The 20,393-nt window shown below is 69.1% G+C and carries 23 protein-coding genes, 1 tRNA gene and 2 pseudogenes; 10 read left to right on the forward strand and 16 right to left on the reverse strand.

Annotated elements, in window-relative coordinates; translation table 11 throughout:
* A pseudogene (locus tag OIE40_RS12930) lies at positions 1-145 on the forward strand (IS256 family transposase); the annotation flags it as partial.
* Positions 146-539: 394 nt separating this feature from the next.
* On the opposite strand, the gene OIE40_RS12935 reads toward OIE40_RS12930, so the two are convergent.
* The 6 genes and pseudogenes from OIE40_RS12935 to OIE40_RS12965 form a co-directional block, all read right to left on the reverse strand.
* A complete protein-coding gene (locus OIE40_RS12935; protein WP_264702886.1) occupies positions 540-968 on the reverse strand; it encodes a hypothetical protein in 429 nt (142 codons plus the stop codon).
* A 2-nt stretch (positions 969-970) separates the two neighbouring features.
* Complete coding sequence (locus OIE40_RS12940; RefSeq protein ID WP_264702888.1) at positions 971-1,894, reverse strand: PIN domain-containing protein; 924 nt, start codon at positions 1,892-1,894, stop codon at positions 971-973.
* 565 nt (positions 1,895-2,459) lie between these two features.
* Positions 2,460-3,036: pseudogene (locus OIE40_RS16950) on the reverse strand (dihydrofolate reductase family protein).
* Positions 3,037-3,126: 90 nt separating this feature from the next.
* Positions 3,127-3,864 carry a hypothetical protein gene (locus OIE40_RS12955; protein ID WP_264702892.1) on the reverse strand — a complete coding sequence of 246 codons (738 nt, stop codon included), beginning with the start codon at positions 3,862-3,864 and terminating at the stop codon, positions 3,127-3,129.
* A gap of 99 nt (positions 3,865-3,963) precedes the next feature.
* Complete coding sequence (locus tag OIE40_RS12960; protein WP_264702894.1) at positions 3,964-4,578, reverse strand: GNAT family N-acetyltransferase; 615 nt, start codon at positions 4,576-4,578, stop codon at positions 3,964-3,966.
* Positions 4,575-5,867 (reverse strand): molybdopterin molybdotransferase MoeA, encoded by a 1,293-nt coding sequence (locus tag OIE40_RS12965; RefSeq protein ID WP_264702895.1) that lies wholly within the window; start codon positions 5,865-5,867, stop codon positions 4,575-4,577. Before OIE40_RS12965 ends, OIE40_RS12960 begins: the two co-directional genes overlap by 4 nt.
* Before the next feature lie 18 nt (positions 5,868-5,885).
* Between OIE40_RS12965 and OIE40_RS12970 the strand changes: the two genes are divergently transcribed.
* The 4 genes from OIE40_RS12970 to mscL all read left to right on the forward strand — a co-directional run bounded on the left by OIE40_RS12970 (position 5,886) and on the right by mscL (position 8,186).
* Positions 5,886-6,521: a 5-formyltetrahydrofolate cyclo-ligase gene (locus OIE40_RS12970; protein ID WP_264702897.1), complete on the forward strand. Its 636-nt coding sequence runs from the start codon at positions 5,886-5,888 to the stop codon at positions 6,519-6,521.
* 79 nt (positions 6,522-6,600) lie between these two features.
* Positions 6,601-6,936: an FmdB family zinc ribbon protein gene (locus OIE40_RS16955; RefSeq protein WP_319805234.1), complete on the forward strand. Its 336-nt coding sequence runs from the start codon at positions 6,601-6,603 to the stop codon at positions 6,934-6,936.
* 53 nt (positions 6,937-6,989) lie between these two features.
* The gene (locus OIE40_RS12980) at positions 6,990-7,607 is read left to right on the forward strand and encodes an SAF domain-containing protein (RefSeq protein ID WP_264702899.1); all 618 of its coding nucleotides are present in this window, start codon (positions 6,990-6,992) and stop codon (positions 7,605-7,607) included.
* A 174-nt stretch (positions 7,608-7,781) separates the two neighbouring features.
* Positions 7,782-8,186, forward strand: coding sequence for a large conductance mechanosensitive channel protein MscL (gene mscL / locus OIE40_RS12985; protein ID WP_264702901.1), 405 nt, complete (start codon positions 7,782-7,784; stop codon positions 8,184-8,186).
* Positions 8,187-8,325: 139 nt separating this feature from the next.
* On the opposite strand, the gene OIE40_RS12990 is transcribed toward mscL, so the two are convergent.
* Positions 8,326-8,676 carry a hypothetical protein gene (locus OIE40_RS12990; RefSeq protein ID WP_264702903.1) on the reverse strand — a complete coding sequence of 117 codons (351 nt, stop codon included), beginning with the start codon at positions 8,674-8,676 and terminating at the stop codon, positions 8,326-8,328.
* A complete protein-coding gene (locus OIE40_RS12995; RefSeq protein ID WP_264702905.1) occupies positions 8,673-10,046 on the reverse strand; it encodes a UTP--glucose-1-phosphate uridylyltransferase in 1,374 nt (457 codons plus the stop codon). Before OIE40_RS12995 ends, OIE40_RS12990 begins: the two co-directional genes overlap by 4 nt.
* Positions 10,047-10,467: 421 nt before the next feature.
* Here OIE40_RS12995 and OIE40_RS13000 point away from each other — a divergent pair.
* Positions 10,468-10,543, forward strand: a tRNA-Arg gene (locus tag OIE40_RS13000).
* Positions 10,544-10,649: 106 nt separating this feature from the next.
* Here the strand turns inward: OIE40_RS13000 and trxA are convergent.
* Genes trxA through OIE40_RS13015 form a run of 3 tightly spaced genes read right to left on the reverse strand, consistent with a single transcriptional unit; the run spans position 10,650 to position 12,809 of the window.
* A complete protein-coding gene (trxA, locus tag OIE40_RS13005; RefSeq protein WP_264702907.1) occupies positions 10,650-11,024 on the reverse strand; it encodes a thioredoxin in 375 nt (124 codons plus the stop codon).
* 46 nt (positions 11,025-11,070) lie between these two features.
* Positions 11,071-12,108 (reverse strand): hypothetical protein, encoded by a 1,038-nt coding sequence (locus OIE40_RS13010; protein ID WP_264702909.1) that lies wholly within the window; start codon positions 12,106-12,108, stop codon positions 11,071-11,073.
* Positions 12,108-12,809, reverse strand: a complete 702-nt coding sequence (locus OIE40_RS13015; protein ID WP_319805235.1) for an iron-dependent transcriptional repressor DtxR — start codon at positions 12,807-12,809, stop codon at positions 12,108-12,110. Before OIE40_RS13015 ends, OIE40_RS13010 begins: the two co-directional genes overlap by 1 nt.
* Before the next feature lie 78 nt (positions 12,810-12,887).
* Between OIE40_RS13015 and OIE40_RS13020 the strand changes: the two genes are divergently transcribed.
* Entirely contained in the window at positions 12,888-13,592 is a 705-nt protein-coding gene (locus OIE40_RS13020; protein WP_264702911.1) for an acVLRF1 family peptidyl-tRNA hydrolase, read from the forward strand.
* Here the strand turns inward: OIE40_RS13020 and OIE40_RS13025 are convergent.
* Positions 13,551-13,862 (reverse strand): hypothetical protein, encoded by a 312-nt coding sequence (locus OIE40_RS13025; protein ID WP_264702913.1) that lies wholly within the window; start codon positions 13,860-13,862, stop codon positions 13,551-13,553. The genes OIE40_RS13020 and OIE40_RS13025 overlap by 42 nt on opposite strands.
* Before the next feature lie 223 nt (positions 13,863-14,085).
* On the opposite strand from OIE40_RS13025, the gene OIE40_RS13030 reads away from it, so the two are divergent.
* The gene (locus OIE40_RS13030) at positions 14,086-14,742 is read left to right on the forward strand and encodes a hypothetical protein (protein WP_264702914.1); all 657 of its coding nucleotides are present in this window, start codon (positions 14,086-14,088) and stop codon (positions 14,740-14,742) included.
* A 7-nt stretch (positions 14,743-14,749) separates the two neighbouring features.
* On the opposite strand, the gene OIE40_RS13035 is transcribed toward OIE40_RS13030, so the two are convergent.
* The gene (locus tag OIE40_RS13035) at positions 14,750-16,240 is read right to left on the reverse strand and encodes an NCS2 family permease (protein WP_264702916.1); all 1,491 of its coding nucleotides are present in this window, start codon (positions 16,238-16,240) and stop codon (positions 14,750-14,752) included.
* Between the two features lie 44 nt (positions 16,241-16,284).
* Between OIE40_RS13035 and OIE40_RS13040 the strand changes: the two genes are divergently transcribed.
* Positions 16,285-16,539, forward strand: a complete 255-nt coding sequence (locus OIE40_RS13040) for a DUF2530 domain-containing protein (protein WP_264702918.1) — start codon at positions 16,285-16,287, stop codon at positions 16,537-16,539.
* Between the two features lie 213 nt (positions 16,540-16,752).
* Here OIE40_RS13040 and OIE40_RS13045 read toward each other — a convergent pair whose 3' ends face one another.
* The 3 genes from OIE40_RS13045 to OIE40_RS13055 form a co-directional block, all read right to left on the reverse strand.
* Complete coding sequence (locus tag OIE40_RS13045) at positions 16,753-18,039, reverse strand: citrate synthase (RefSeq protein ID WP_264702920.1); 1,287 nt, start codon at positions 18,037-18,039, stop codon at positions 16,753-16,755.
* A 137-nt stretch (positions 18,040-18,176) separates the two neighbouring features.
* Positions 18,177-18,944 (reverse strand): DUF3027 domain-containing protein, encoded by a 768-nt coding sequence (locus OIE40_RS13050; protein WP_264702922.1) that lies wholly within the window; start codon positions 18,942-18,944, stop codon positions 18,177-18,179.
* A gap of 2 nt (positions 18,945-18,946) precedes the next feature.
* Positions 18,947-19,333: a cold-shock protein gene (locus OIE40_RS13055; RefSeq protein WP_264702923.1), complete on the reverse strand. Its 387-nt coding sequence runs from the start codon at positions 19,331-19,333 to the stop codon at positions 18,947-18,949.
* A gap of 107 nt (positions 19,334-19,440) precedes the next feature.
* Here OIE40_RS13055 and OIE40_RS13060 point away from each other — a divergent pair, with 107 nt between their 5' ends.
* Positions 19,441-20,376 carry a hypothetical protein gene (locus OIE40_RS13060; RefSeq protein WP_264702925.1) on the forward strand — a complete coding sequence of 312 codons (936 nt, stop codon included), beginning with the start codon at positions 19,441-19,443 and terminating at the stop codon, positions 20,374-20,376.
* The last annotated feature ends 17 nt before the right edge of the window (positions 20,377-20,393 follow it).

Here is a 20,393-nt window from a genome sequence, read left to right on the forward strand (position 1 = left end):
CAGGCTCGTCGGCATGATCCTCACCGACACCAACGACGAATGGACCATCGACGAACGCCGCTACCTCTCCGAAGGATCCATGGCCCTCCTCGCCGCCATCAGCGATAATCAGACCATCGCCGCCATCACCGGCAGCGACCAGTAGGCACCGAGGCAAACACCCCGGAAAGCCCACCACCCGCACGGACGCGATCTTCGAAGCCGCGGCAGCCATGTACGTGCCCCCCACAGCGTTGAAGCGCACGATCCGGCCAGATCAGCGCTGGTGCCCGGGTGGTGCAGATACAGATTCGTGGTCGCGATCGCTCATGTGCATTGGCACTCGCCGCCGACACTTGCTTCGGGCGGGATTTGCCGAGTCGGCTCCATTTGGTCAAGCGCTCGCTCCGCTCGCCCGCAGTTCATGTCTGGGGCTTTCGGGTACCCGGCGCTACGGCTGACGCCTCCGCGCACCCCACCGCCCCAGGCATGAACTGCGATCACCACACGCCGAAGTCGTCTACTTCCTCGACTTCCACCACGGCCACGCGTCTTGAACGTCAGACCTGAAGCACGGCAAGGCTTCGCGGCAGCGGCGCCCCCATGCTGATGCCAGTCTCCGTGACAACGATGCCGACTCCGGCACCGACGATCATGTTGTTCGAGAAGACGCTGCCCCCCACCTGGATACGATCTCCCACAACTTGGACTGACGGCAGCTTGAGGCTGGCTGAAGTTAGAACCTTAGACTCCGGATTGTATTCGTATAGTTCAACCTCGCCCTTTTTGATCACAAATGCATCATTCGCGGTGGGCGCGTAGCTAATGTCGGGAGCAGGTCGATCTGCCAGCACTTCCAAGCTGGCCACATCCCCGGCAAGATTGATCACTGATAGCTTGCCTGCATGGTCCTGCAGCACCGCTCGAGTTCCCCATAATAGTGGTATTTCAACACCGACAAAAGTCTGACTTCCCATGGCGAGATTCATTTCTAGCTTCCTCCAATTAGTGTTCGCAGCGCTTCGAGATCCTGATGTTCTTGCGAAGGTGTGATTACTCTGGGTGCGGGGATCGTGACCGCTAACCGCTCCAGTTTTCCATCACCACACGTGATACTAGAGAGAGTCACCGTTGCTAACGACGATTCCCCCTCCGCCCTATAGTCAACGTCGGCTCTAATCTCTTGGCCATCGCAACCTGAGAGACTAATCTCGGCGGTAGCAACTCCTGGCGCCCCGTAATGCCCCTGTACGAAAGCAGCACGTCTAACTGTTCGAAGACTAGGTTGCTCCTCGACTGGAAGGCCTTGCTTCTTGAACTCCGCCCACGACGGCGCCAAGAGGTCGCTGAGCAGACCGCCTGAGGACGAGTGGAGGCCCAGCACACCAAGCGCGTCATCGAGGTTCTTGGCCCGCACTAGCCCCACTCCTGCGGCTTCTTCGTCCCCGAGCTTTCCAGAGTGTACGACGTCCTGACTGACGAGCAGCGCGCCTCCTTCCGCCTTGGCGAGATCCACCGCCGTAATCCAGATGACGAGATCCCGCATTTCATCGGACTTGGCATTCGACAGCTGGGGTGATAAATGAAAACAGGCCCGCCTTAGGGCCTCATGATACTGCTCCAGACTCGCTTGGACAATGACGACATTGGAATAAGCACTTTTCATCATTGCAAGAACATCAATATCTTTGACTAGTTTCTCCAGGTCCACTTCCGGGCAGGATATGGCATGAGTCCTGAGGGTTTCTATGGCCTGCGCCACTGCTTGTCTACTATCGGCAACTGTCTTGTTCTGCGCCCGACTTATCTCCATGAGAGCCGTAGCCGGGAGAATGACCGAATATCCCTCCCGTGCACATGTGCGCAAGAATTCAGACAGACGCTTTGGCAACCCCTTGGAGTAGTCACCCCACATAACGTCAGAGTTTAGAATCACCGATTGCAAAGGCAGGCCTCTTTCGCGAACATACTCTGGCGATGCACTTTCACCCAGGAGTTTCATTCTATATGAGCCACCTGCCACGAACTGCGTGCTCTCCGAAGAACCAGTCGCCTGCAAGTGCTTCCAGCAGGAAACGCTCCCCCCTCACCTCTCCCACTTCATCGCAGTGCTTCGCAGCCGCGGGGCAGGGGTCTCATGCCCCGACGGGAGACCCGCGGCGGTCAACCCGTTGGACGTACGAACGGCGTGCCACTCCCCAGGCAGCCCAGCCAGGCCGAGATCACACGCCACGCTTCTAAGTTGACGATAGGACACGTGCGGAACGTGAGTCGACCAGCCACCCCCTACCGTGCGCAAATCAAAGATGGCCAACTAGTGAAGCAGCGCAAGGCTCAGAAGCCCGTCTCAGTCCCCGCGAAGTGAGCGTGACTTGCCCTTTCAAGGCGGCAGTCTTGAGCCGGCCGAGGCGCGTGCCCCCGCTCGAAATACCCCTAGCTCCACCACGCACACGGCGCGCTGACGGCGTTGTTGGTCAACGTCACACCCGATACCGCAGGTGAAGCACCCGGTTGCCCTGAATGATCTCCTCGGGACCCTCCAACAGATGCAGTCGGTCGACTGAGCCGAAGAAGCGCCTGCCGGACCCGAACACGACCGGAACGACGTCCATGCGTACCTCGTCAACCAGGCCCGCCGCCAGCACCTGGCCCCCGACGTCGCCGGCGGAGACCTCGACCACGCGGTCACCCGCAAGAGCCTTTGCCGTGGCCACGGCCTCCTCGACGCCGTCGGCGAAGTGGAAGGGGGCGTCGGGGTGCCAAATCCCTGGGCCTGCCCCGACGTGTCACGACGACCACGTGGTCGATGCCAGCCGGAGGCGTCCCGTCCCAGCCGGCGGTGAGATCGAAGACCCGGCGGCCGACGATCGTCACCCCGATGCTGTCCCAGTACGGCCGGATGTAGTCGTAGCTGGCCTGCGACACCTTCAGAACGCCGTCGGTATCCAACGGCACTTCGCCGCTCAGCAACCAGTCGAACAGCGGTCCGGGCTGGTCGCTCTCATCCGCGATGAAGCCGTCGACCGACACCGAGGCATACAGGAAAACAGAGCCCACGGGTCCTCCTCTTCAGAGGTACCCATGGTGACGCACCCTCGACAGCTTCGACCAGCACCCAGGCTCGACTGGCGACCTGACCGCGAGGCCTCACTCGTTGACCGCGCGGCGCTCCTCGCCGGTCTCACCGTCGTCGTCGGTGGGCAACGCCTCGGCGGTCACCGGCAGGCTCTGCTCGACCGGCATCGGCGCCGAGAGGTCGATGGTGCGGACGGTGCGGGGCGCGAGCGGCTTGCTCACATACGTCGGCGCGGTGATCGGGATCGGCTCCCACAGGGAACCGGCCGACGCGATCGGCGCGCTCAGCTCGACGGACGCCTCGGCGTCCGTGGCCGCCTCGGAGAGCACCTTGATCGCGACGGTCTGCTCGTCGCCGCATTCGCGGATCCGGGACGCCCGGGCGTCCAGGTCGCGACGCATCACCCGGACGCTGAACCGTGCCACCAGCACGAAGGCCAGCAGCACTCCTGCGGGCACGATCGGCAGCCACCACTGCAGCACGCCCAGCGCCGCCGGCACACTCGCCCCGAGCAAGGCCAGCACCAGTACCAGCAGCACGCGGCGACGCCGGCCGGCGGCCTGCTGCTCGATCTGGACCAGCTCACGCAGCGCGGCACGCCTGGTCATCGGGGTGGAGACGATCGCCGTCGCCGCTTCGGCGGTGTCGAGCGCCGAGCCGCGGCGCACGATGGTCACGGTCGCCGAGAACGGCTCGGCCGGATCGGCCTCGTCCAGTTCCGGGTCGGCCTGTCTCCGCAGGAAGTACGGGACGAGGTAGACCAGCCACGCAGCGGCGATCACGCCGAAGATCACTCCCGTCAAACCCACACCGGAACGCTACGGGGGCGCCTGCGCGACACGCCCCGCGACCCGCCGAGGATCGCCCGATCCACAGCCAATTCCCCTCTGATCAGGCACGATCCGTGCTCACGGCAGGGCAGGCAGCCTCGCGACCAGTCCCGGCCCGATCTCTTCGACGTGCAGCACGAACACCTCGTGATCGCGCCAGTCGCCGTCGACGTGCATGTACCGGGGACGCGAGCCCTCGTGCCGGAAGCCCAGCTTCTCGACCACCCGCAGGCTGCGGGTGTTCTCGGGCCGGATCGCCACCTCGAGGCGGTGCAGCCGCAGGGTGAAGAAGCAGTGGTCCGCCGCCAGCGCCAGCGCGGTCGGGACGATGCCGCGCCCGGCCCAACGCTGGTCGACCCAGTAGCCGGCCTGGGCCCAGCTCGCCGAGCCGTGGGTGATGCCCGAGATGGTCAGCTGGCCGGCCAACACGCTGCGGCGCTGCCCCTCGGCGCGGTAGTCGATGGCGAACGGCAGCATCGCGCCCTGCCTGGCCTTGGCGTTGAACTGGCGGACCATGCCCGCGTAGGTCAAGGGCGCCTCGATGGAGTCCGGCGGACGCGTCGAATCCCAGGGCCCCGTCCAGCCGGCGTTGCGGCGGCGCAGTTCGTCCCAGGCTCGACGGTCGATCAGCCGCCACGGCCGCAGCGTCACCGGCCCCCGGGTCAACTCCAGGGGCCAACGCGCGGCGCTCACCCGCGTGGTGTCGTCAGCACCCAGACCTCGACGTCGGAGTTCGCCGGCACCAGATGGGTGCCTGGCGGAAGCACGATCAGGGCGTCCGCCCGCGCCACGTCGTAGGCCAGGTCGGCCCCCGGCACACCGGTCGGCTCGACCCCGCGGTCGCTGATGGTCGCCGGAATCAGCTCGGTGGCCTCGTCATGGCCGTGCAGCGCGACCCGGGCCGGCAGCAGGCGGCTCTCGCTCAGCATGTCGGGCTCGCCCTGCAGCCGGCGCAGGGCCGGCCGGACGAACGCGTGGTACCCGACGAAGGCCGAGGACGCCCCGCCGGGAAGCGCGATCACCGGGGTGTTGTCAGCGCCGATGGTGGCGAAGCCCTGCAGGCCGCCCGGGTTGATCGCCACCCGCTGCACCGAGGCCGTGCCCAATTCCTCGAGCACCTCGGGCAGCGAACCCTCCAGCCCGCCGACCACCACGATCAGGTCGGCCCGGATCAGCTGGTCGGTCAATGCGACGGTCAGCACCGCCGCGTCATCGCCGAACGTCCCCGCCGGGAACACCCGGGCGCCGTCGGCCCGAGCCGCGGCCGCGATGAGCGTCGTGGTGGCGTCGTAGCGGTGGGCGCGCGAGGCCAGCGGCAGGCCGGGCGGCACGAGGTCGGACCCGACCGTCAGCACCACCACGCGTGGCGGTTGACGCACCAGCACCTTGTCGAGGCCCACTTCGGCCAGCAGGCCGATCGCGCCCGCGTCCAGCACCCGCCCGTTCTCCAGCAGCCGCGTGCCGTCGGCGATGTCCGAGCCGGCCAGCCGCAGGTGCTCGCCGGCCGCCACCGCGGCACGGATCTGCACCTCGAGCTCGCCGCCGTCGGTCTGCTCGAGCGGCACCACCGCGTCCGCCCCGTCGGGGATGGGGGCACCCACCCGCACCCGCACCGTGGACGCCTCCAGCAGCGGCGCCCCCCGGTACAGCGGCGAATCCAGGGTGTCCAGCACGGGCAGCGTCACCGGGTGCGACGCCGACGCGGCGGCCACGTCGGCGGCCCGCACGGCGTAGCCCTCGACCGCCGCACCGGTGAAGGTGGGCAGGTCGATGTCGGCGACGATGTCCTCGCACAACCGGCGACCGAAGGCGTCCAGCACCCCCAGGCCGATCGGTTGCTGCGGTTCGACCACGGCCAGCAGCTGCTCACGGTACTGCTCGACCCCGAGCGGCTTGGACGGCGTCTCCGGCTCGTCGGGCACAACCTCGTCGATGGTCTCGACCGGGGCCTCAGCCCGCTTCTTCCGTCCGAAAAGCGCCATGGCTCTTACCATAGGACAATGCCCACGGCCGACCCCGCGAACCCTCCGGGGTGGTCGCAGACGACTGTCCGAACGGCCAAGGACGCCGTGCGCTGCCAGATCCGCCGGGCCCGCCGCGAGGCCGAGCCGAGCGCCGCCGTCGCCGCACGCACCGCGCGGGCGTTGCAGGTCGCCGCCGGGCACGATGTCGTCGCCGCATATCTGTCACTGCCCGGCGAGCCGGACACCTCCGCCCTGATCGAGGCGTTGGCCGGGGCCGGCGTGCGCGTGCTGCTGCCCGTGCTCGGGCGCCGCGCCGACGGCCGCGTGCGCCGCGAGCCCGACTGGGCCGAGTACGCCGGCACCGAGTTGCTGCGCATCGGCCATGCCGGCATCGCCGAACCGACCACCCCCGCACTCGGGGCGGACGCCGTGGCAGGGGCCTCCCTGATCTGGTGCGCCGGGCTGGCGGCGTCGCCCACCGGCGACCGGTTGGGCACCGGCGGCGGCTGGTACGACCGGGCGCTCGGTCACGCGGCGCCGGACGCGGTGGTCGGCGTCCTGCTGCGCGACAGCGAAGTGCTGGACGCCGTGCCGACCGAACCGTTCGACCGCCCGGTCACGGTGATCGTGACCGACGCCCGGACACTGTGGACCCGGCCGCACCTGGAATAGCGGCTCGGTTCGATCCGTTGTGCTGACGGCCGCTAGAATGCCTGCGGTTCACCCGCCCGTCGCCGTTGGGAAGTCATCGATGCCCACCTACCAGTACCGCTGTGTCGACTGTGGCGCGCCGATCGAGGCCGTCCAGAAGTTCACCGACGACGCGCTGACCGAGTGCCCCAACTGTGGCGGCACCCTGCGCAAGGTGTTCAGCGCGGTGGGCGTCGTGTTCAAGGGCTCCGGCTTCTACGCCACCGACAGCCGCGCGAAGGGCGAGCCGTCGAGTACGGCCGCCAAGGAGTCCGGCGCGGCCAAGCAGTCGGGTGCGGGCGAGAGCACCGGGTCGGGCGATTCCGCCAAGCCGGCCGCCACGAAGGACTCGTCGTCGTCGACCAAGTCCGCCTCGTCCGGAGCCCCCGCCGCCTGAGCCTCCTAGCGGCGATTTGAACACTTTTCGCATCTCGGTCATTTACTGAAGGTGTGAAGACTCTGCTTTCCCGCGTGCGGCGACTGCTGCGCCGGCATCGCCGACTCGTGGCCGCCCTGCTGGCCGGCGTGGCGGTGTGGGCTGGGCTGGGCGTGCTGCGGCCGGCCGACCCACCGAGCGCGCCGGTGCTGGTCACGCTGCGCGCGGTGACCGGCGGCACCAGCCTGCAAGCCGGCGACGTCGAGGTGCGCCACCTGCCGCTGGTCGCCCTGCCCGCCGAGTACCTGAGCGACCCGGCCGAGGCGATCGGACGCCTGGCCACCGTCCCGTTGCCCGCCGGCGCGATGCTGCTGCCCGGTTCGGTGGTCAACCGCACCGCCCTGGCCTCGCCGGGCAAGGCGGTGCTGCCGGTGACGCTGACGGCGAGCGCCGCCACCCTGGTCAGGGTCGGTGACCGGATCGACCTGCTGGCCGCCGACTCCGATGCCGAGGCGGCCGTCGTCGCATCGGCGGTTCGGGTGGTGGCCGTGCTCGATCCGGGTGGGGACTCCTCGCCGTTGTCCCCGGCCCGGTCCGCGGGACCGGTGGTGCTGGTCGAGCTCGAGCCGGGCCTGCAGGCGCGGGTCGCCGCGGTCGCCGCCCGGGGGACGCTGGGGTTCAGCCTGCGCTGACCGCACGTGGCCACCCGGCCGTGATGATGCCGCAGCCGCCCAGCGACGGCCCGACCGTCCACAACGGGGACGCCCCGCAACCGCCGAGCCGGGTTCGCTACGGTTTTCTGATTCTGCACGGTCCACCACCGCTCCCGGCACGAGGGAGCGGCTGTGCGGGAAGGGACACATCACATGCTCAAAGGTTTCAGAGACTTCCTGATGCGCGGCAACCTGATCGACATCGCCGTCGCCTTCGTCATCGGCGGTGCGTTCAGCGCCGTCACCACCTCGTTCACCCAGATCGTCGTCGAGGTCCTGGCCCGTCTCGGCGGCGCCCCCAACTTCGACGAGTGGCGGCCGTTCGGGTTCAGCTCGATCGGTCCGTTCCTGACGGCACTGGTGGCCTTCATCATCATGGCCTTCGTGGTCTACTTCGGCATCGTCGTGCCCTACGAGAAGCTCAAGGCGCTCACCGCCAAGTCCGACACCGAGACGGAGCCGGGCGCTCCCACCACCGAGGAGCTGCTGATCGAGATCCGCGACCTGCTCGCCAAGAACGACGGGACCCCCAAGGCCGGTCCGACGATCACCCAGTAACACGCACCACGCACAGATCCCCGGCACCACCTGGTGTCGGGGATCTCTGCGTTTCCACCCCTTCGCCGCGCTCGCCCAACTACCGAGGAGTGCCAAGGTTGGCGAGCCCTCGGTAGTTGGGCGAGCGCGTGGGTCTGGGTCAGGAGCCGTGGTGCGGCGGCACCTCGGCCAGCAGTCGGCGTTCGTCGGCGGTGAGCGGGTGGGCAGGGGCCGGGGCCGCGGTCCGGCCGAACCGGCCCAGCTCGGCCTGCACCTCCTGCAGGACGGCGAACAGCCGGGCGCTACCCACTGCGGATCGCAGCTCGGCGGGCACCGGGTGCGGCCACACCCCGCCGGCCGCCACGACCGCGTCCGCGTGCGCGCCGAGCCTGGCAGAGCCCCACCCCGCACCCTGAAGTCCTGCCCGGACGTCGGCCGCACCGGCGGCGACGGCGTCCGGTCCACCGGTCAGCGCGATCGACACGGCCCGGGCCAGCTCGGCGTCGATCACCGCGGGTCGTCCACCCCCGCGACCGCGGGGCGACCCAGGTCGGGGAAGGTGACGTCACCGGTCACCGTCACCTCGGAGTCGAAAGTCCAGTCCCCCTCGACCACGAACGAGGTCGCGGCCTTCAGCGAGGGCGCCACCTTGACCCGCTGCTCGAAGTCGCCGATCAGCTTGTAGTGGTCGGCGTCCAGGTCGACCCGCGGCAGCGATTCCACGGTCTGGGTGAGCCGGCTGTCCGCGCCGAGGTCGAACACGTCCGAGCGCAGCAGCAGCAGTTCGTTGGTGGTCTTGACCGGCTGGAAGCGCGAGCGCGGCACGGCGATCGCGGTCGCACCGTTGAACACCTCGATCGCGGCACCCATCGCGGTCTCGAGCTGGATCACCTTGGGCGAGGACGAGTCCGAGGGATCCACGGTCTTGACGTTGTAGATCAGCGGCAGGCCCAGCACCGCGCCACGCTCCTCGAGGGCCGCCTTCAGCTGTTCCAGGTCGACCCACAGGTTGTTGGTGTGGAAGTACGGGTGGCGATGCTCGTCGGTGAAGTAGTCCATGTCGTCGGCGGGCGTCTGTGCGGTGTCCCGCAGGATGAGCTGGCCGTCGGACTTGCGGATCGCCAGGTGGCCGCCCTTGCGGTCGTTGATCGTGCGGGGGCAGATCTCGGCGGCGTAGGGGGCGCCGGTGCCGGCGAACCAGCCGGCCAGCTCGGCGTCCGGGGCGGCTCCCAGGTTGTCACCGTTGGAGATGCTGGCGTACTTCATCCCCGCAGCGAGCAGCGCGTCGAGGACGCCGGAACCCACCAGGGCCGTGTACACGTCGCCGTGACCGGGCGGGCACCACTCCAGCGTCGGATCGTCCGGCCACTCGACCGGCTCGAAGTCGTCCTGACGGATCTTCGGCTCGGCGTTCTGCAGGAAGTCGACGGGCAGGTCGCCGACCGCCAGGTCGGGGTACCGCTCGAGGTGGGCGAGGGTGTCCTCGCGGGTGCGGAAGGAGTTCATGAACAGCAGCGGCAGGGGGGCGGCGTAGGTCTCGCGCGCCGCCATGATCTGCTGCACGATCAGGTCGAGGAAGGTGAGTCCTTCGCGGACCGGCAGCAGCGTCTTGGCCTGGTCCAGGCCCATCGAGGTGCCGAGGCCGCCGTTGAGCTTGATGATCACCGTCCGGGCGATGGCGTCCCGCGCCGCCGTCTCGTCGACACTCACCGCGCTGAGCTGCGGCGGGTCTGTCAGGGGGGTGATCGTGTCCTCGGGGATCATCCCGGTCACGCCGTCGCTCGCCTGACGGTAGTAGTGCGAGAAGACATCGATGGCCGGCTCGTTGGCGCCGGCCTCCTTCATCTTGGCGATCGCGGCGGCCAGTCCGTGTTCAGTCATGATATTAGTCTAAATGACTAATCGCCCGGAGGGAAGGCGATGCCGAATCTGGACGGATGATCGTTCCGACCCGGTCTATCGAGTCGCGGCAACTGCGGTCGAAGCGACGGAAGCGGTCGGGGCCCGGCCCTGAGGGCTCGATGCGCGGGACATGAGCGGGCATGACGAGAGCGACGCCTATCGAAGGGCCAAAGCCGTCTACCCACCCCCAGGAGACATCAACGAGCTGGCGTCGCTCTCTGGTTCGAGTTTAGACGATACGTCAGGGAAAAGCACGCCCGAATGGTCACCTTTTTGAAGGTACGAGACGTTTCAACCACTGCCTCCACCTGATCGCGGCGACGGCCGCGCCGTCCAAGTCCCCGTGCGACACAAGCGCCTTGCGAGTGGTGGCCCTATGCTGGGACTGGCTCTTCGATCGGGCCCCATAGCTCAGGGGATAGAGCAGAGGTTTCCTAAACCTTGTGTCGCAAGTTCGAATCTTGCTGGGGCCGCCACCGAGACAGCAGAAAGGTCCCTGCCCGGGGGGATGGGGCAGGGACCTGTCTCAGTATAGGCAGGTGGACGCAGCCTTGTCACCCGCGCGGGGGACACGGCCGGGCGTCAGGCTTCGTCGGACGCAGTCGCGGCCGCTGCTTGCTCCTTCAACTTCTCGATGTCGAGATCCTTGACGGCCTTCACCAGCTCTTCGAACTGGGGTGCCCCCATCGCGCCCGCCTCCCGGTACACGAGGTAGCCGCCACGGAACGCCATCAGCGTCGGGATCGACTGGATGCCCAGTCCGCCGGCCAGCGCGCGCTGGTCCTCGGTGTCGACCTTGCCGAAGACCACGTCCGGGTACTTCTCGGACACCTGGTCGAAGACCGGGGCGAACCGCTTGCAGGGGCCGCACCAATCGGCCCAGAAGTCGACGATCACCGTCTCGTTGTCCTGGATCGCGTCGGCGAAGCTCTGCTGGTCAAGTGCTTGGGTAGCCATACATCATCCTCTCGGGTTCACCGGGACAACGCCGCCCCGGACGCGACTATTCCGCCAGGGTGGCCTCCAGGTCGGCGCCGATGTCCCTGATCAGGGTGCCTGGCCCCACCGTCCGGCCGGCGACCGCGCTGATCAGGTCGGACAACCCGGGCAAGGCCTCACTGCGTTCGGGGGCGCCGAGAGGTTCACCGCTCAACGGGTTGCCGCCATCGGGCCACGGTGCCGACACCCGCTCCCAGGTGCGCAGCCACGCCTCGGAGATCTCGGACGTCGACGGGACGCCGAAGAAGTGCCCCACCGGCGCGTGGTGCCGCAGCGCCACGATCGGCGAGTCGCGGTACAGCAGCGCGAGGCGTACCCGGGCGTCCAAGTCGCGGCGTTCGGCGAGCGTCCCGGCCACGGCCCAGCCGCACGGCTGCGGGCAGGTGCCGGCGACATCGGGACGCTCACCGGCGGCCACCGTCTCGTGGTTCATGGCACACATCGCCAGCGCCGAACCGAGCCGGGAGTGAAAACGGTCGAGGTAGGCGGTGAACCCCGCCTGGTCTCCGCCCGTCGCATGCAGCGAACGCTTGGCGGTGGCCCGCATCGCCGAGGTGTGCGGGCAACTACGGTCGTCGGTTCCCCAGCGCTCCCCCACGCTGTGACGCATCAGCAGCGGATCGCCCCCGTGCCCCAGGGTCGACTCCCAGGCCAGCTGGGGCAGGTACTCGCCGATCAGGTGAGCGGTGACCACCACCTGCAGCGGCTCGTGCCGCCTGGCCCGCAGGTCGACCACCTCGAGCATCAACCGGTACAGCGGCACCAGGGACGCCAGAGCGCCACGGTGCGAGGAGCGCGGCTGCAGCGGGAAGCACGCCCGGCCCAACTCCTCCGCCCACTGTCGCTCGGTGAAGTCGCGGCTGATCGGCCAGTAGTCCTCGGCGTCGAGGTCGAGCACCCGCTTGGCGGCCACCGCGAGGTCGCGGGCCCTCTCCCGCCGCTCGGAGGTGCGGCCGGCGCCGATCTCGGCCTCGAGGATCGCGGCCAGCGCGTCGTACCAGTGCCCGTCCAGCAGGGGCCGGGCGTCGGCCCGGTGCACCATCAGACGTGATCGATGGCGGCCACGAACAGGTGGTCGGCCACGTGGGCGTTGAACCGGCCCGGCTCGCCGTGGCGGGATTTCAGCACCAGATTGCCGCCCTCGATGCTGGCGCTCAACGTCGAACCGGGATGCACCCCGGTCGCGTCGAACATGCTCAACAGCTGCTGGTCGGTCTGCAGGAACTCGCTGAGCCGGCGCACCGTCACCGTCGCCGACGCGCCGCCGCTGAGCAGCTGGGACAGCGGGACCGCACCATCGAGGAAGGCCTCGGGCGCGGGCTCGGAACCCAGTTCGGCCAGGGCCGGGATCGGGTTGCCGTAGGGCGATTCCACCGGCTGCTGCAGCAGGTGCACCAGGCGGCGCTCGACATCGGTGGAGATGACGTGCTCCCACCGGCACGCCTCTTCGTGGGCGTGCACCCAGTCGAGGCCGATCACGTCGATCAGCAGCCGTTCGGCGAGCCGGTGCCTGCGCATCACTCGGGTGGCGAGCTTGAGGCCGGCCGGGCTGAGTCGCAGCTGCCGGTCGGTATCGACGGTGAGCAGCCCGTCGCGCTCCATCCGGGCCACCGTCTGGGACACCGTGGGACCGCTCTGCTTGAGCCTTTCGGCGATCCGGGCCCGCAGTGGCGGCACTCCCTCTTCGCCGAGTTCGTAGATCGTCCGGAGGTACATCTCCGTCGTGTCAATGAGATCGCTCACGTGCGCTGCCTCCGTTCCTCGTGCCAGCCTAGGCCATCGCACAGGACCGGATGGCGGGGGTACGCCACACTACTGGTCATGGCCGAACCGGACCGCGTGCAGATCCCCCCTGGACGGTTGCCGCGGTGGCTGCAGGGCTTCGCCCGCCGCCACGGCGAGCCGGTGGTCGCCGTGGTCGACGGCGCAGTGCGGCTCACCAGCCCGGACGGTGCCGTCGCGGACCTCCAGCCGCCCTGGGGTCCGCTCGCAGGCGCCGACCCGTTGGCCGAACTCCTCGCTCAGGTCGGCGTGCCGCGCAGGGTGGGAGTGTTGCTGGTCCGCCGGCGCGCCCACGCCGTGGGGATCGCCGAGGGCGAGCGCCTGGTGGCCCACCGAGTCGGCAGGCACTACGTGCAGGGCCGGACGAAGGCGGGCGGCTGGTCGCAGCAGCGCTACGCCCGGCGCCGCGGCAACCAGGCCGACAAGGCCTTCGGTCGGGCCGTCGCCGATGTCGCGGAGCTGCTCGTTGCGGAGTCCGGCCGGTTGGACGCCCTGCTGCTCGGTGGTGACGCCGCCGCCATCCGCACCGTGCTCGACGATTCCTCGCTGGCCGCCTTACGAAGCCTGGCGGACGCCTCCCCGCGCCGAATACTGCCGGTGCCCGACCCCAATCTGCAGGTGTTGCGTGAGGCGCTGCCCGCGCTGCTGGCAGTTCCGATCACCCTCAACGAAGCGGCCCGGTCGTCGCCGGCGTCCGGGTGGCTAACGCCGGCGGAGGGCGACGACGAGCCCCGCCAGCACTGACAGGCCCAGCGCACCACCGATGGCCAGCCAGGTGCCGGTCTGATCGGGGGTCGGATCGCTGCCGTCGTCCGTCGGTTCGTCCGCCGGGTCGACGTCGGTGTCGGACGGCGTGGTCGTGGCCGTCTTCGTGACGCCGGCGGTCGCCGAAGCGGTGGCCCTCGGCAGGGGCGTGGCCGCGATGCCCGTGGCTGCGGCCGCGAAGCCGCCCAGTACCACCGTGACGAAGGCTGCAAGGGCCAGGGCTCGGCGGGCGATCAGTTGGCCCGACATCGGACTCCTTCCGCGGATGCGTCGCACAGCCTAGCCCCCGGCGCCGCTGCGCCGGGACCGCCACCCCGACGGTCGTCGCGACGGCGTCCTCACCGGACCAGCGCGCCGATCAACGCGATCAGGACCAGCGAGACCAGCACCCCGGAGACGATCAGGCGACGGGTGCGTGGGCTCACCAGATCAATGTATGTCCCCTCCGGACGCCGCGGGGTACCTTGTGCACATGGGCGAGTTGCGGCTCCACGCCATCGGCGTTGACGAGGTGCGTGACGTGTTCTGCGCCTCCGACGCGGTCGCAGCCGAGTTTCGCCGGGTGGTGGCGGAGGCCTTCCCACCCGAGACCACTCCCCGGCCGCCCGGAATGCTCGGCAAGCTCGGGCCGTTGTTCCGCAAGCCCGCGGGCGCGGTGCTCGTCCGGCCGGACACCCCGCTGGAGGAGGACGTCGCCGACCTGCTCGCCGGCCGCTACGTCCGCCCCGAACGGCAACCCGTCGCCTGGCGGCTGCTCGAGGCGTACCTGGTGGAGAAGTCGTGGAGCAGGCACCGCATCGAACTCGACGTCACCCGGTTCAACGACCTTGAGTTCGACCTGGCCAGGGCGGGTGTCGATCCCCGGTTCGGGCTTGGCCGGCTGGTCAATCACGAACTGGGCATTCCGTTGCAGACCTACCGTGGACTGTCCACGGGCTACACGCCGCACCGCGTCGCGCTCGAGGCGGCCTCGGTGTGGCGCAACGCCCTGCCGCACCTGTCCGCGCAGAACCGGGCGATCGCCGAGCCGTACGCAGCCTGGCTCGCGCAGTTCCACCACTACGCGCAGGCGGCGCCGGCGCGTGGGCGTCCGGTGCCCGACCTGATCGTGATCTACCGCGCCGGCTGAGCCGGGCTCAGCCCATCAGCGCCAGGATCGCGCCCTGCCCGAAGTACAGGACGAACAGCGCGGCCACGAGGTAGATCAACCAGTGCACCTGCTTGGCCTTGCCCAGCACCAGCTTGATCAGCGCGTAGCTGATGAAGCCCGCGCCGATGCCGGCGGTGATCGAATAGGTGAACGGCATCAGCGCCAGCGTGAAGAACGCTGGGATGCCCTGTTCGGCGTCCTCCCAGTCGACGTTCACCACCTGCGACATCATCAGGAAGCCGACGAACACCAGGGCGGGCGCGGCGGCCTCGGAGGGGACCATGTCGACCAGCGGCGCCAGGAAGATGCTCAGCAGGAAGCCGGCTCCGGTGACCAGGGACGCCAGGCCGGTGCGGGCACCCTCGCCCACGCCGGCGGCCGACTCGATGTAGGAGGTGTTCGACGAGACCGAGCCGACACCGCCGGCGATCGCGGCGATGGAGTCCACCAGCAGGATCTCCTGGGTGCGGGGCGGGTTGCCGTCATCGCCCAGCAGGTCGCCCTCGGCGCCCACCGCGACGATCGTGCCCATCGTGTCGAAGAAGTCGCTGAGCAGCAGGGAGAACACCAGCAGCAGCAGGCCGAGCACCACGGCCGGGCCGCCGGCGAAGGCGCCGAACAGGTCCACCCGGCCGAGCAGCATGAAGTTCGGGACGCTGAACTCGCCCAGCGTGGGCACGTTGAGCATCCAGCCGGTCGCGTTGTCGTCGGTCTTGCTGCCCAGCTTCAGGGCGGATTCGATGATCACCGCCAGCACGGTGCCGGTCAGGATCGCGATCAGAATGGCGCCCTTGACCTTGCGGACGAACAGCACCACCAGCAGGAACAGCACCAGCACGAACAGCACGATCGGCCAGCCCTGCAGGGAACCGTAGATGCCCAGTTGGACGATCGGGTTGCCGGTGCGGACGACGCCGGCGTCGACCAGGCCGATGAAGGCGATGAACAGCCCGATGCCGACCGAGATGGCCGACCGCAGCACCCGCGGCACGGCGTTGAAGATTGCGCGGCGGAAGCCGGTGACCACCAGGACGGTGATCAGGATGCCCTCCCAGACCACCAGGCCCATCGCCTGCGGCCAGGTCATCTGCGGCGCGATCGTGTACGCGACCACCGCATTGAGACCCAGGCCGGTGGCGAGCGCGATCGGGAACCGGGCGTAGGCACCCATCAGGATCGTCGTCAGCCCGGCGATCAGTGCCGTGGCGACGGCGACGGCGGCGATCGCGGCCCCCTTGTCGGCGTCCGTCGCGGTGGCGAACGGGACGCCGGTGATCAGGTTCCCCGCCTTGTCGGGCGTGGTGCCGATGATCAGCGGATTGAGCACGATGATGTAGGCCATCGTGAAGAAGGTGACCAGGCCTCCTCGCACCTCACGGCCGACGGTCGAACCACGCTTGCTGATCTCGAAGTAGCCGTCCAGGCCGGACGGCGCCGCGGAGTCCGTGTGCGGCGCGCTCGGGGAAGAGTTGCCCATGGCAGAAATCTATGGGCGCGGGCCCGCACCCTACAGTGGTGTCCGTGAGCCAAGATGACCACGATCATCACCTGCCGACGTTGCAGGCGCCGGTCAAGGCGCTCGACCCGCACGGCGTCCAGATCGTCGGACTGGGCACCATGCTGTTCGCCATCGGGACGGTGATCTGCTGGTGGCAGTTGCCGCTCCTGAGCGGCACCGGCAAGGAGTGGTGGTTCTCCACCGCGCTGGTCGGGACGGGCATCGGTGTGCTGGCGCTCGCGGTGCTGCTCGTGCTGCGCCGCCGCCGGTTGCGCTGACGGCGGAGCGTCCTCGCCCGCTCTTCTGAAATCTGGACCCGGAACGGAAAGGTCCCGCCGGGCCGAGCGGTGAGCGGGCCGTCGCGGGGCCACATTTCAGAATCCCCCGGCTCGACCCGGCGCGCCTACCGGTCGAGATCCCGGGTCAAGCCCGGGATGACGGAACGGCGCGGGATGACGGAACGGCGCGGGATGACGAACAGCCTTGCGCGCTCAGCGCTCCTCGCGCGGCTCCCACTCCACGTCGGTGGGACCCACGTAGATCTGCCGCGGCCGGTAGATCCTGCTCTTGGGGTTCTCGTTGATCTCTTTCCAGTTGGCGATCCAGCCGGGCATCCGGCCGATCGCGAACATCACCGTGAACATCTCCATCGGGATACCGATCGCGCGCAGCAGGATGCCGGAATAGAAGTCGACGTTCGGGTACAGCTTGCGCTCCACGAAGTAGTCGTCGTTGAGTGCGGCGTCCTCGAGTTCGCGGGCGATGTCGAGCAGCGGGTCGCTCTTCTCGAGTTGATTGAGCACGTCGTCGACGGACTTCTTCAGGATGCGGCTGCGCGGATCGAAGTTCTTGTAGACCCGGTGCCCGAAGCCCATCAGCTTCACCCCGGCGTCGCGGTTCTTCACCTTGTTGACGAACTCGGACACCGGAATGCCCGACTCCTGGATGTCCTGCAGCATCTGGACGGCGGCGACGTTGGCGCCGCCGTGCAAGGGCCCCCACAGGGCGCAAACGCCGGCGGCGCAGCTCGCGAACAGGTTCGCCTTCGAGGATCCGACCATCCGCACCGTCGAGGTGGAGCAGTTCTGCTCGTGGTCGGCGTGCAGCATCAGGAACAGATTGAGCGCGGCCGCGACCTCGGGGCTCGGCTCGTAGTTCCGGTACGGCACCGAGAACATCATGTGCAGGAAGTTCTCCGCGTACTTGAGGTCGTAGCGGGGGTACACCAGCGGCTCGCCGATGGAGGCCTTGTAGGACGCCGCGGCGATCGTCCGCACCTTCGAGATCAGCACGGCGGCGGCGCGCTCCATCGACTCGTCGTCGTCGATCTGGGTGGCCCCGGCATCGTGGGCGCTGAGGGTGTTGATCATCGCCGACAGGATCGCCATCGGCGGCGCCGTCTGCGGGAACGCGTTGAAGTGCTTGCGCATCACCTCGTCGATCATCGCCGACTCGCCGAGCAGCGAGGCGAACCGATCGCGGTCCTCGACCGTCGGGAGCTTGCCGAAGATCACCAGCCAGGCGGTCTCGACGAACGAGGAGCGGCCGGCCAGTTCCTCGATCGGGATGCCCCGGTACCGCAGGATGCCCGCATCGCCGTCGATGTAGGTGATCGCCGACCTGCACGATCCGGTGTTGCCGTAGCCGTCGTCCAGGGTGATGTACCCGGTGGTGTCGCGCAGCTTCGAGATGTCGATGGAGCGTTCGCCCTCGGTGCCGACGAAGGTGTCGAGTTCATAGACCTTGCCGTCGAGTTCGAGGCGGGCAATTCCGCTCATGAGATCTCCTTCGTCGTTAAAGGGTGTGGCCGCTGGGACACGATATCGGTTGCGGACGCGGCCGCCACCGCTGCCCGGGCAGCACGGATCGCCGCCGTTGCCGGTTTCGCGCCACCCGACGGCAGGCGGGGTCCGACTCAGAAGATGCTGGTGTCGACGGTCACGGTGTCCCACACCGGGGCGGCCGGCACCTCGGGGTGGCCGGCCTCGACCGTGTCGGAGTGCCCCCCGCAGCCGTGGTCGCGACTCACCACCTGCGCGTCGCTGGGTGAGAACTGGTTGGCGCAGGCACCGAACAGCCGGCCGAGCGGGCCGGACAGCGCCACGAAGTACGCGCAGGTCTCGCAGTGTGCCGGCGCCTGAGCGGTCATCGCGTTGTCGGGACCACCGTCCCCGGTGATCCAGCGCTCCACCGCCTCGTCACGGCCGTACGGCGAGAGCACCCGCTCGCGACCCAGTCCCAGCTCTGCCACCACGGCCCTGGTCTGCGACCACTCGGCCGGGTCGGCGTCCGGGGGCAGGTCGGCGGCGGTGAAGCCGGGCTCCACCCGCGGGTCGTCGTCCGGGGTCGGCATGATGACGCCGGGAGCGAGGTCGCCGGCACCGATCCGTTCGGCCCACGGCACCCACCGCGGCGACAGCAGGGCCCCGTCCCCGGGCATCAGGGTGACCTCGTCGACGGTCACCACCTTGGCCCGCGAGGCACGCGCCACCGTCACCTGCCAGGCCCAGCCCGGGTAGCCGGGGTGGGTGCAGGCGAACAGGTGGGTGGCCACCCGGACGTCCTCGGCGAACACGCCCAGGTGCTCGCCGACGCCCATCACGCCGGCACGGTGGACGGCCGCCGTCCTGGCCAGGTCGACGGCGTCCGCGCAGGCCCGGTCCAGCACGTCGGCGGCGGGCACGCTCAGAGCTCCAGCTCGTCGGCCACCGCGCGCAGCACCGCGGCCACCTTGCCGGCCACCTTGGGGTCGGGGTGGCGGCCGCGGCGGTAGCCGTTGCCGATCCCGTCGAGCATCTTGATCAGGTCCTCGACGATCACGGCCATCGCGTCGGGTGACTTGCGGGACGCCTTCGACAGCGACGGCGGGGCCTCCAGCAACTGGACGCTCAGCGCCTGCTCACCACGTTTGCCGTCGATGATCCCGAACTCGACCTTCTGGCCACGCTTGAGGCTGGTCACGCCGGCGGGCAGGGCCGACGAGCGGACGTAGACGTCGTCGCCCCCCTCGTCCTTGGAGAGGAAGCCGAATCCCTTCTCCGCGTCGTAGTAACGAACCTTGCCTGTGGGCATGACTGACTCCTGTTTCGAAAACCCTGCTGCGGACACGCCGATGTGACGGCGCTCAGCTCCGCGATCCCCCAGCCTATCGGAACCGGCCCGGTGACTATCATGACCGCATGGCGAACTGGACGGACGGGCCCGAGTACGCGCCCCTGGACCGACCGAGCGCCTTCGAAACCCCTGCGGCGGAACCGCTGGAGGTACCGCCGGTGGTGGCCAACCCTGCCGCGGGCGCGCCGGTCGCCCAGCCCGACTGGCAGCCGCCCCAGGCTCCCGTCCAGCCGTTGGCCGAGCTGGTCCCCCGCTCGGGGGTCGAACCCCGCGACCCGCGCGCCGAGTTCAGCACGGTCGGCTCGGCGGTCTCCGCCGGCTCCGCGTGGGGCTCGGCACACTCCGCCGCGGGCACCCTGCAGCGACCGGGGTGGACGCCGGACCAGCCGCTCAGCACCTCCGCGCCGGTCGGCGCCGCGGCCGCCGCCGGGACGGGCTCGCCGGCCGCACCGGCTGCCGGGCCGGCCTTCCCGCCGCCCACGACCGCGCCCAGCTTCCCGGCGCCCACGACAGCGCCGAGCTACCCGGCCCCCACGAGCGTTGCCGGCTTTCCGCCGCCGACCGGCCCGGCCGCCGGCGGGTTCCCGCAACCGGGCACGCCGGACTGGTTCGCCCCACCCCCGCAGCAGCACTGGCAATCCCCCGACCAGACGGTGACCATCGCCCAGATGTGGAACGGCGCCACCCCGGGCGTGATCATCCCGCTGATCATCGGGGCGCTGATCAACCCGCTGTCCATCGTGATGCTGGCGGTGGCGTCCCTGCTCGCCGCCCGGGTGAAGTACCGCCTGCGGCAGGTGCGCCGGTTGTTCGCCTGGACGGGCGGCATCCTCGCCGCGATCGCGGTGCTGTCCCTGCTCGGTTCCGACTTCGAGTTCGACAACGTGTGGTCGGTGCTGTCCGGCTGGGCGCAGGTGGCGTGCTGGGTGCTGCCGATCGTGATCCTGTTCCAGGTGGGTGCCGGCATCCGCGCCAACGAACCCCCGCAGCGTCCCTACTGAGCCGACTGAGCAAGGAA

The organism is Micropruina sonneratiae (genome assembly GCF_025972045.1).
GTDB lineage: Bacteria > Actinomycetota > Actinomycetes > Propionibacteriales > Propionibacteriaceae > Micropruina > Micropruina sonneratiae.

Excerpts from the sequence above, each read along its gene's own strand:
- OIE40_RS13055 (WP_264702923.1), bottom strand. The coding sequence starts at position 19,333 with ATGCCCACAGGCAAGGTTCGTTACTACGACGCGGAGAAGGGATTCGGC.
- mscL (WP_264702901.1), top strand. The coding sequence starts at position 7,782 with ATGCTCAAAGGTTTCAGAGACTTCCTGATGCGCGGCAACCTGATCGAC.
- trxA (WP_264702907.1), bottom strand. The coding sequence starts at position 11,024 with ATGGCTACCCAAGCACTTGACCAGCAGAGCTTCGCCGACGCGATCCAG.
- OIE40_RS13020 (WP_264702911.1), top strand. The coding sequence starts at position 12,888 with ATGGCCGAACCGGACCGCGTGCAGATCCCCCCTGGACGGTTGCCGCGG.
- OIE40_RS12935 (WP_264702886.1), bottom strand. The coding sequence starts at position 968 with ATGAATCTCGCCATGGGAAGTCAGACTTTTGTCGGTGTTGAAATACCA.
- OIE40_RS12995 (WP_264702905.1), bottom strand. The coding sequence starts at position 10,046 with ATGACTGAACACGGACTGGCCGCCGCGATCGCCAAGATGAAGGAGGCC.
- OIE40_RS13045 (WP_264702920.1), bottom strand. The coding sequence starts at position 18,039 with ATGAGCGGAATTGCCCGCCTCGAACTCGACGGCAAGGTCTATGAACTC.
- OIE40_RS13060 (WP_264702925.1), top strand. The coding sequence starts at position 19,441 with ATGGCGAACTGGACGGACGGGCCCGAGTACGCGCCCCTGGACCGACCG.
- OIE40_RS16955 (WP_319805234.1), top strand. The coding sequence starts at position 6,601 with ATGCCCACCTACCAGTACCGCTGTGTCGACTGTGGCGCGCCGATCGAG.
- OIE40_RS13025 (WP_264702913.1), bottom strand. The coding sequence starts at position 13,862 with ATGTCGGGCCAACTGATCGCCCGCCGAGCCCTGGCCCTTGCAGCCTTC.
- OIE40_RS13010 (WP_264702909.1), bottom strand. The coding sequence starts at position 12,108 with ATGGTGCACCGGGCCGACGCCCGGCCCCTGCTGGACGGGCACTGGTAC.
- OIE40_RS13035 (WP_264702916.1), bottom strand. The coding sequence starts at position 16,240 with ATGGGCAACTCTTCCCCGAGCGCGCCGCACACGGACTCCGCGGCGCCG.
- OIE40_RS12965 (WP_264702895.1), bottom strand. The coding sequence starts at position 5,867 with ATGGCGCTTTTCGGACGGAAGAAGCGGGCTGAGGCCCCGGTCGAGACC.
- OIE40_RS13030 (WP_264702914.1), top strand. The coding sequence starts at position 14,086 with ATGGGCGAGTTGCGGCTCCACGCCATCGGCGTTGACGAGGTGCGTGAC.
- OIE40_RS12940 (WP_264702888.1), bottom strand. The coding sequence starts at position 1,894 with ATGTGGGGTGACTACTCCAAGGGGTTGCCAAAGCGTCTGTCTGAATTC.
- OIE40_RS12970 (WP_264702897.1), top strand. The coding sequence starts at position 5,886 with ATGCCCACGGCCGACCCCGCGAACCCTCCGGGGTGGTCGCAGACGACT.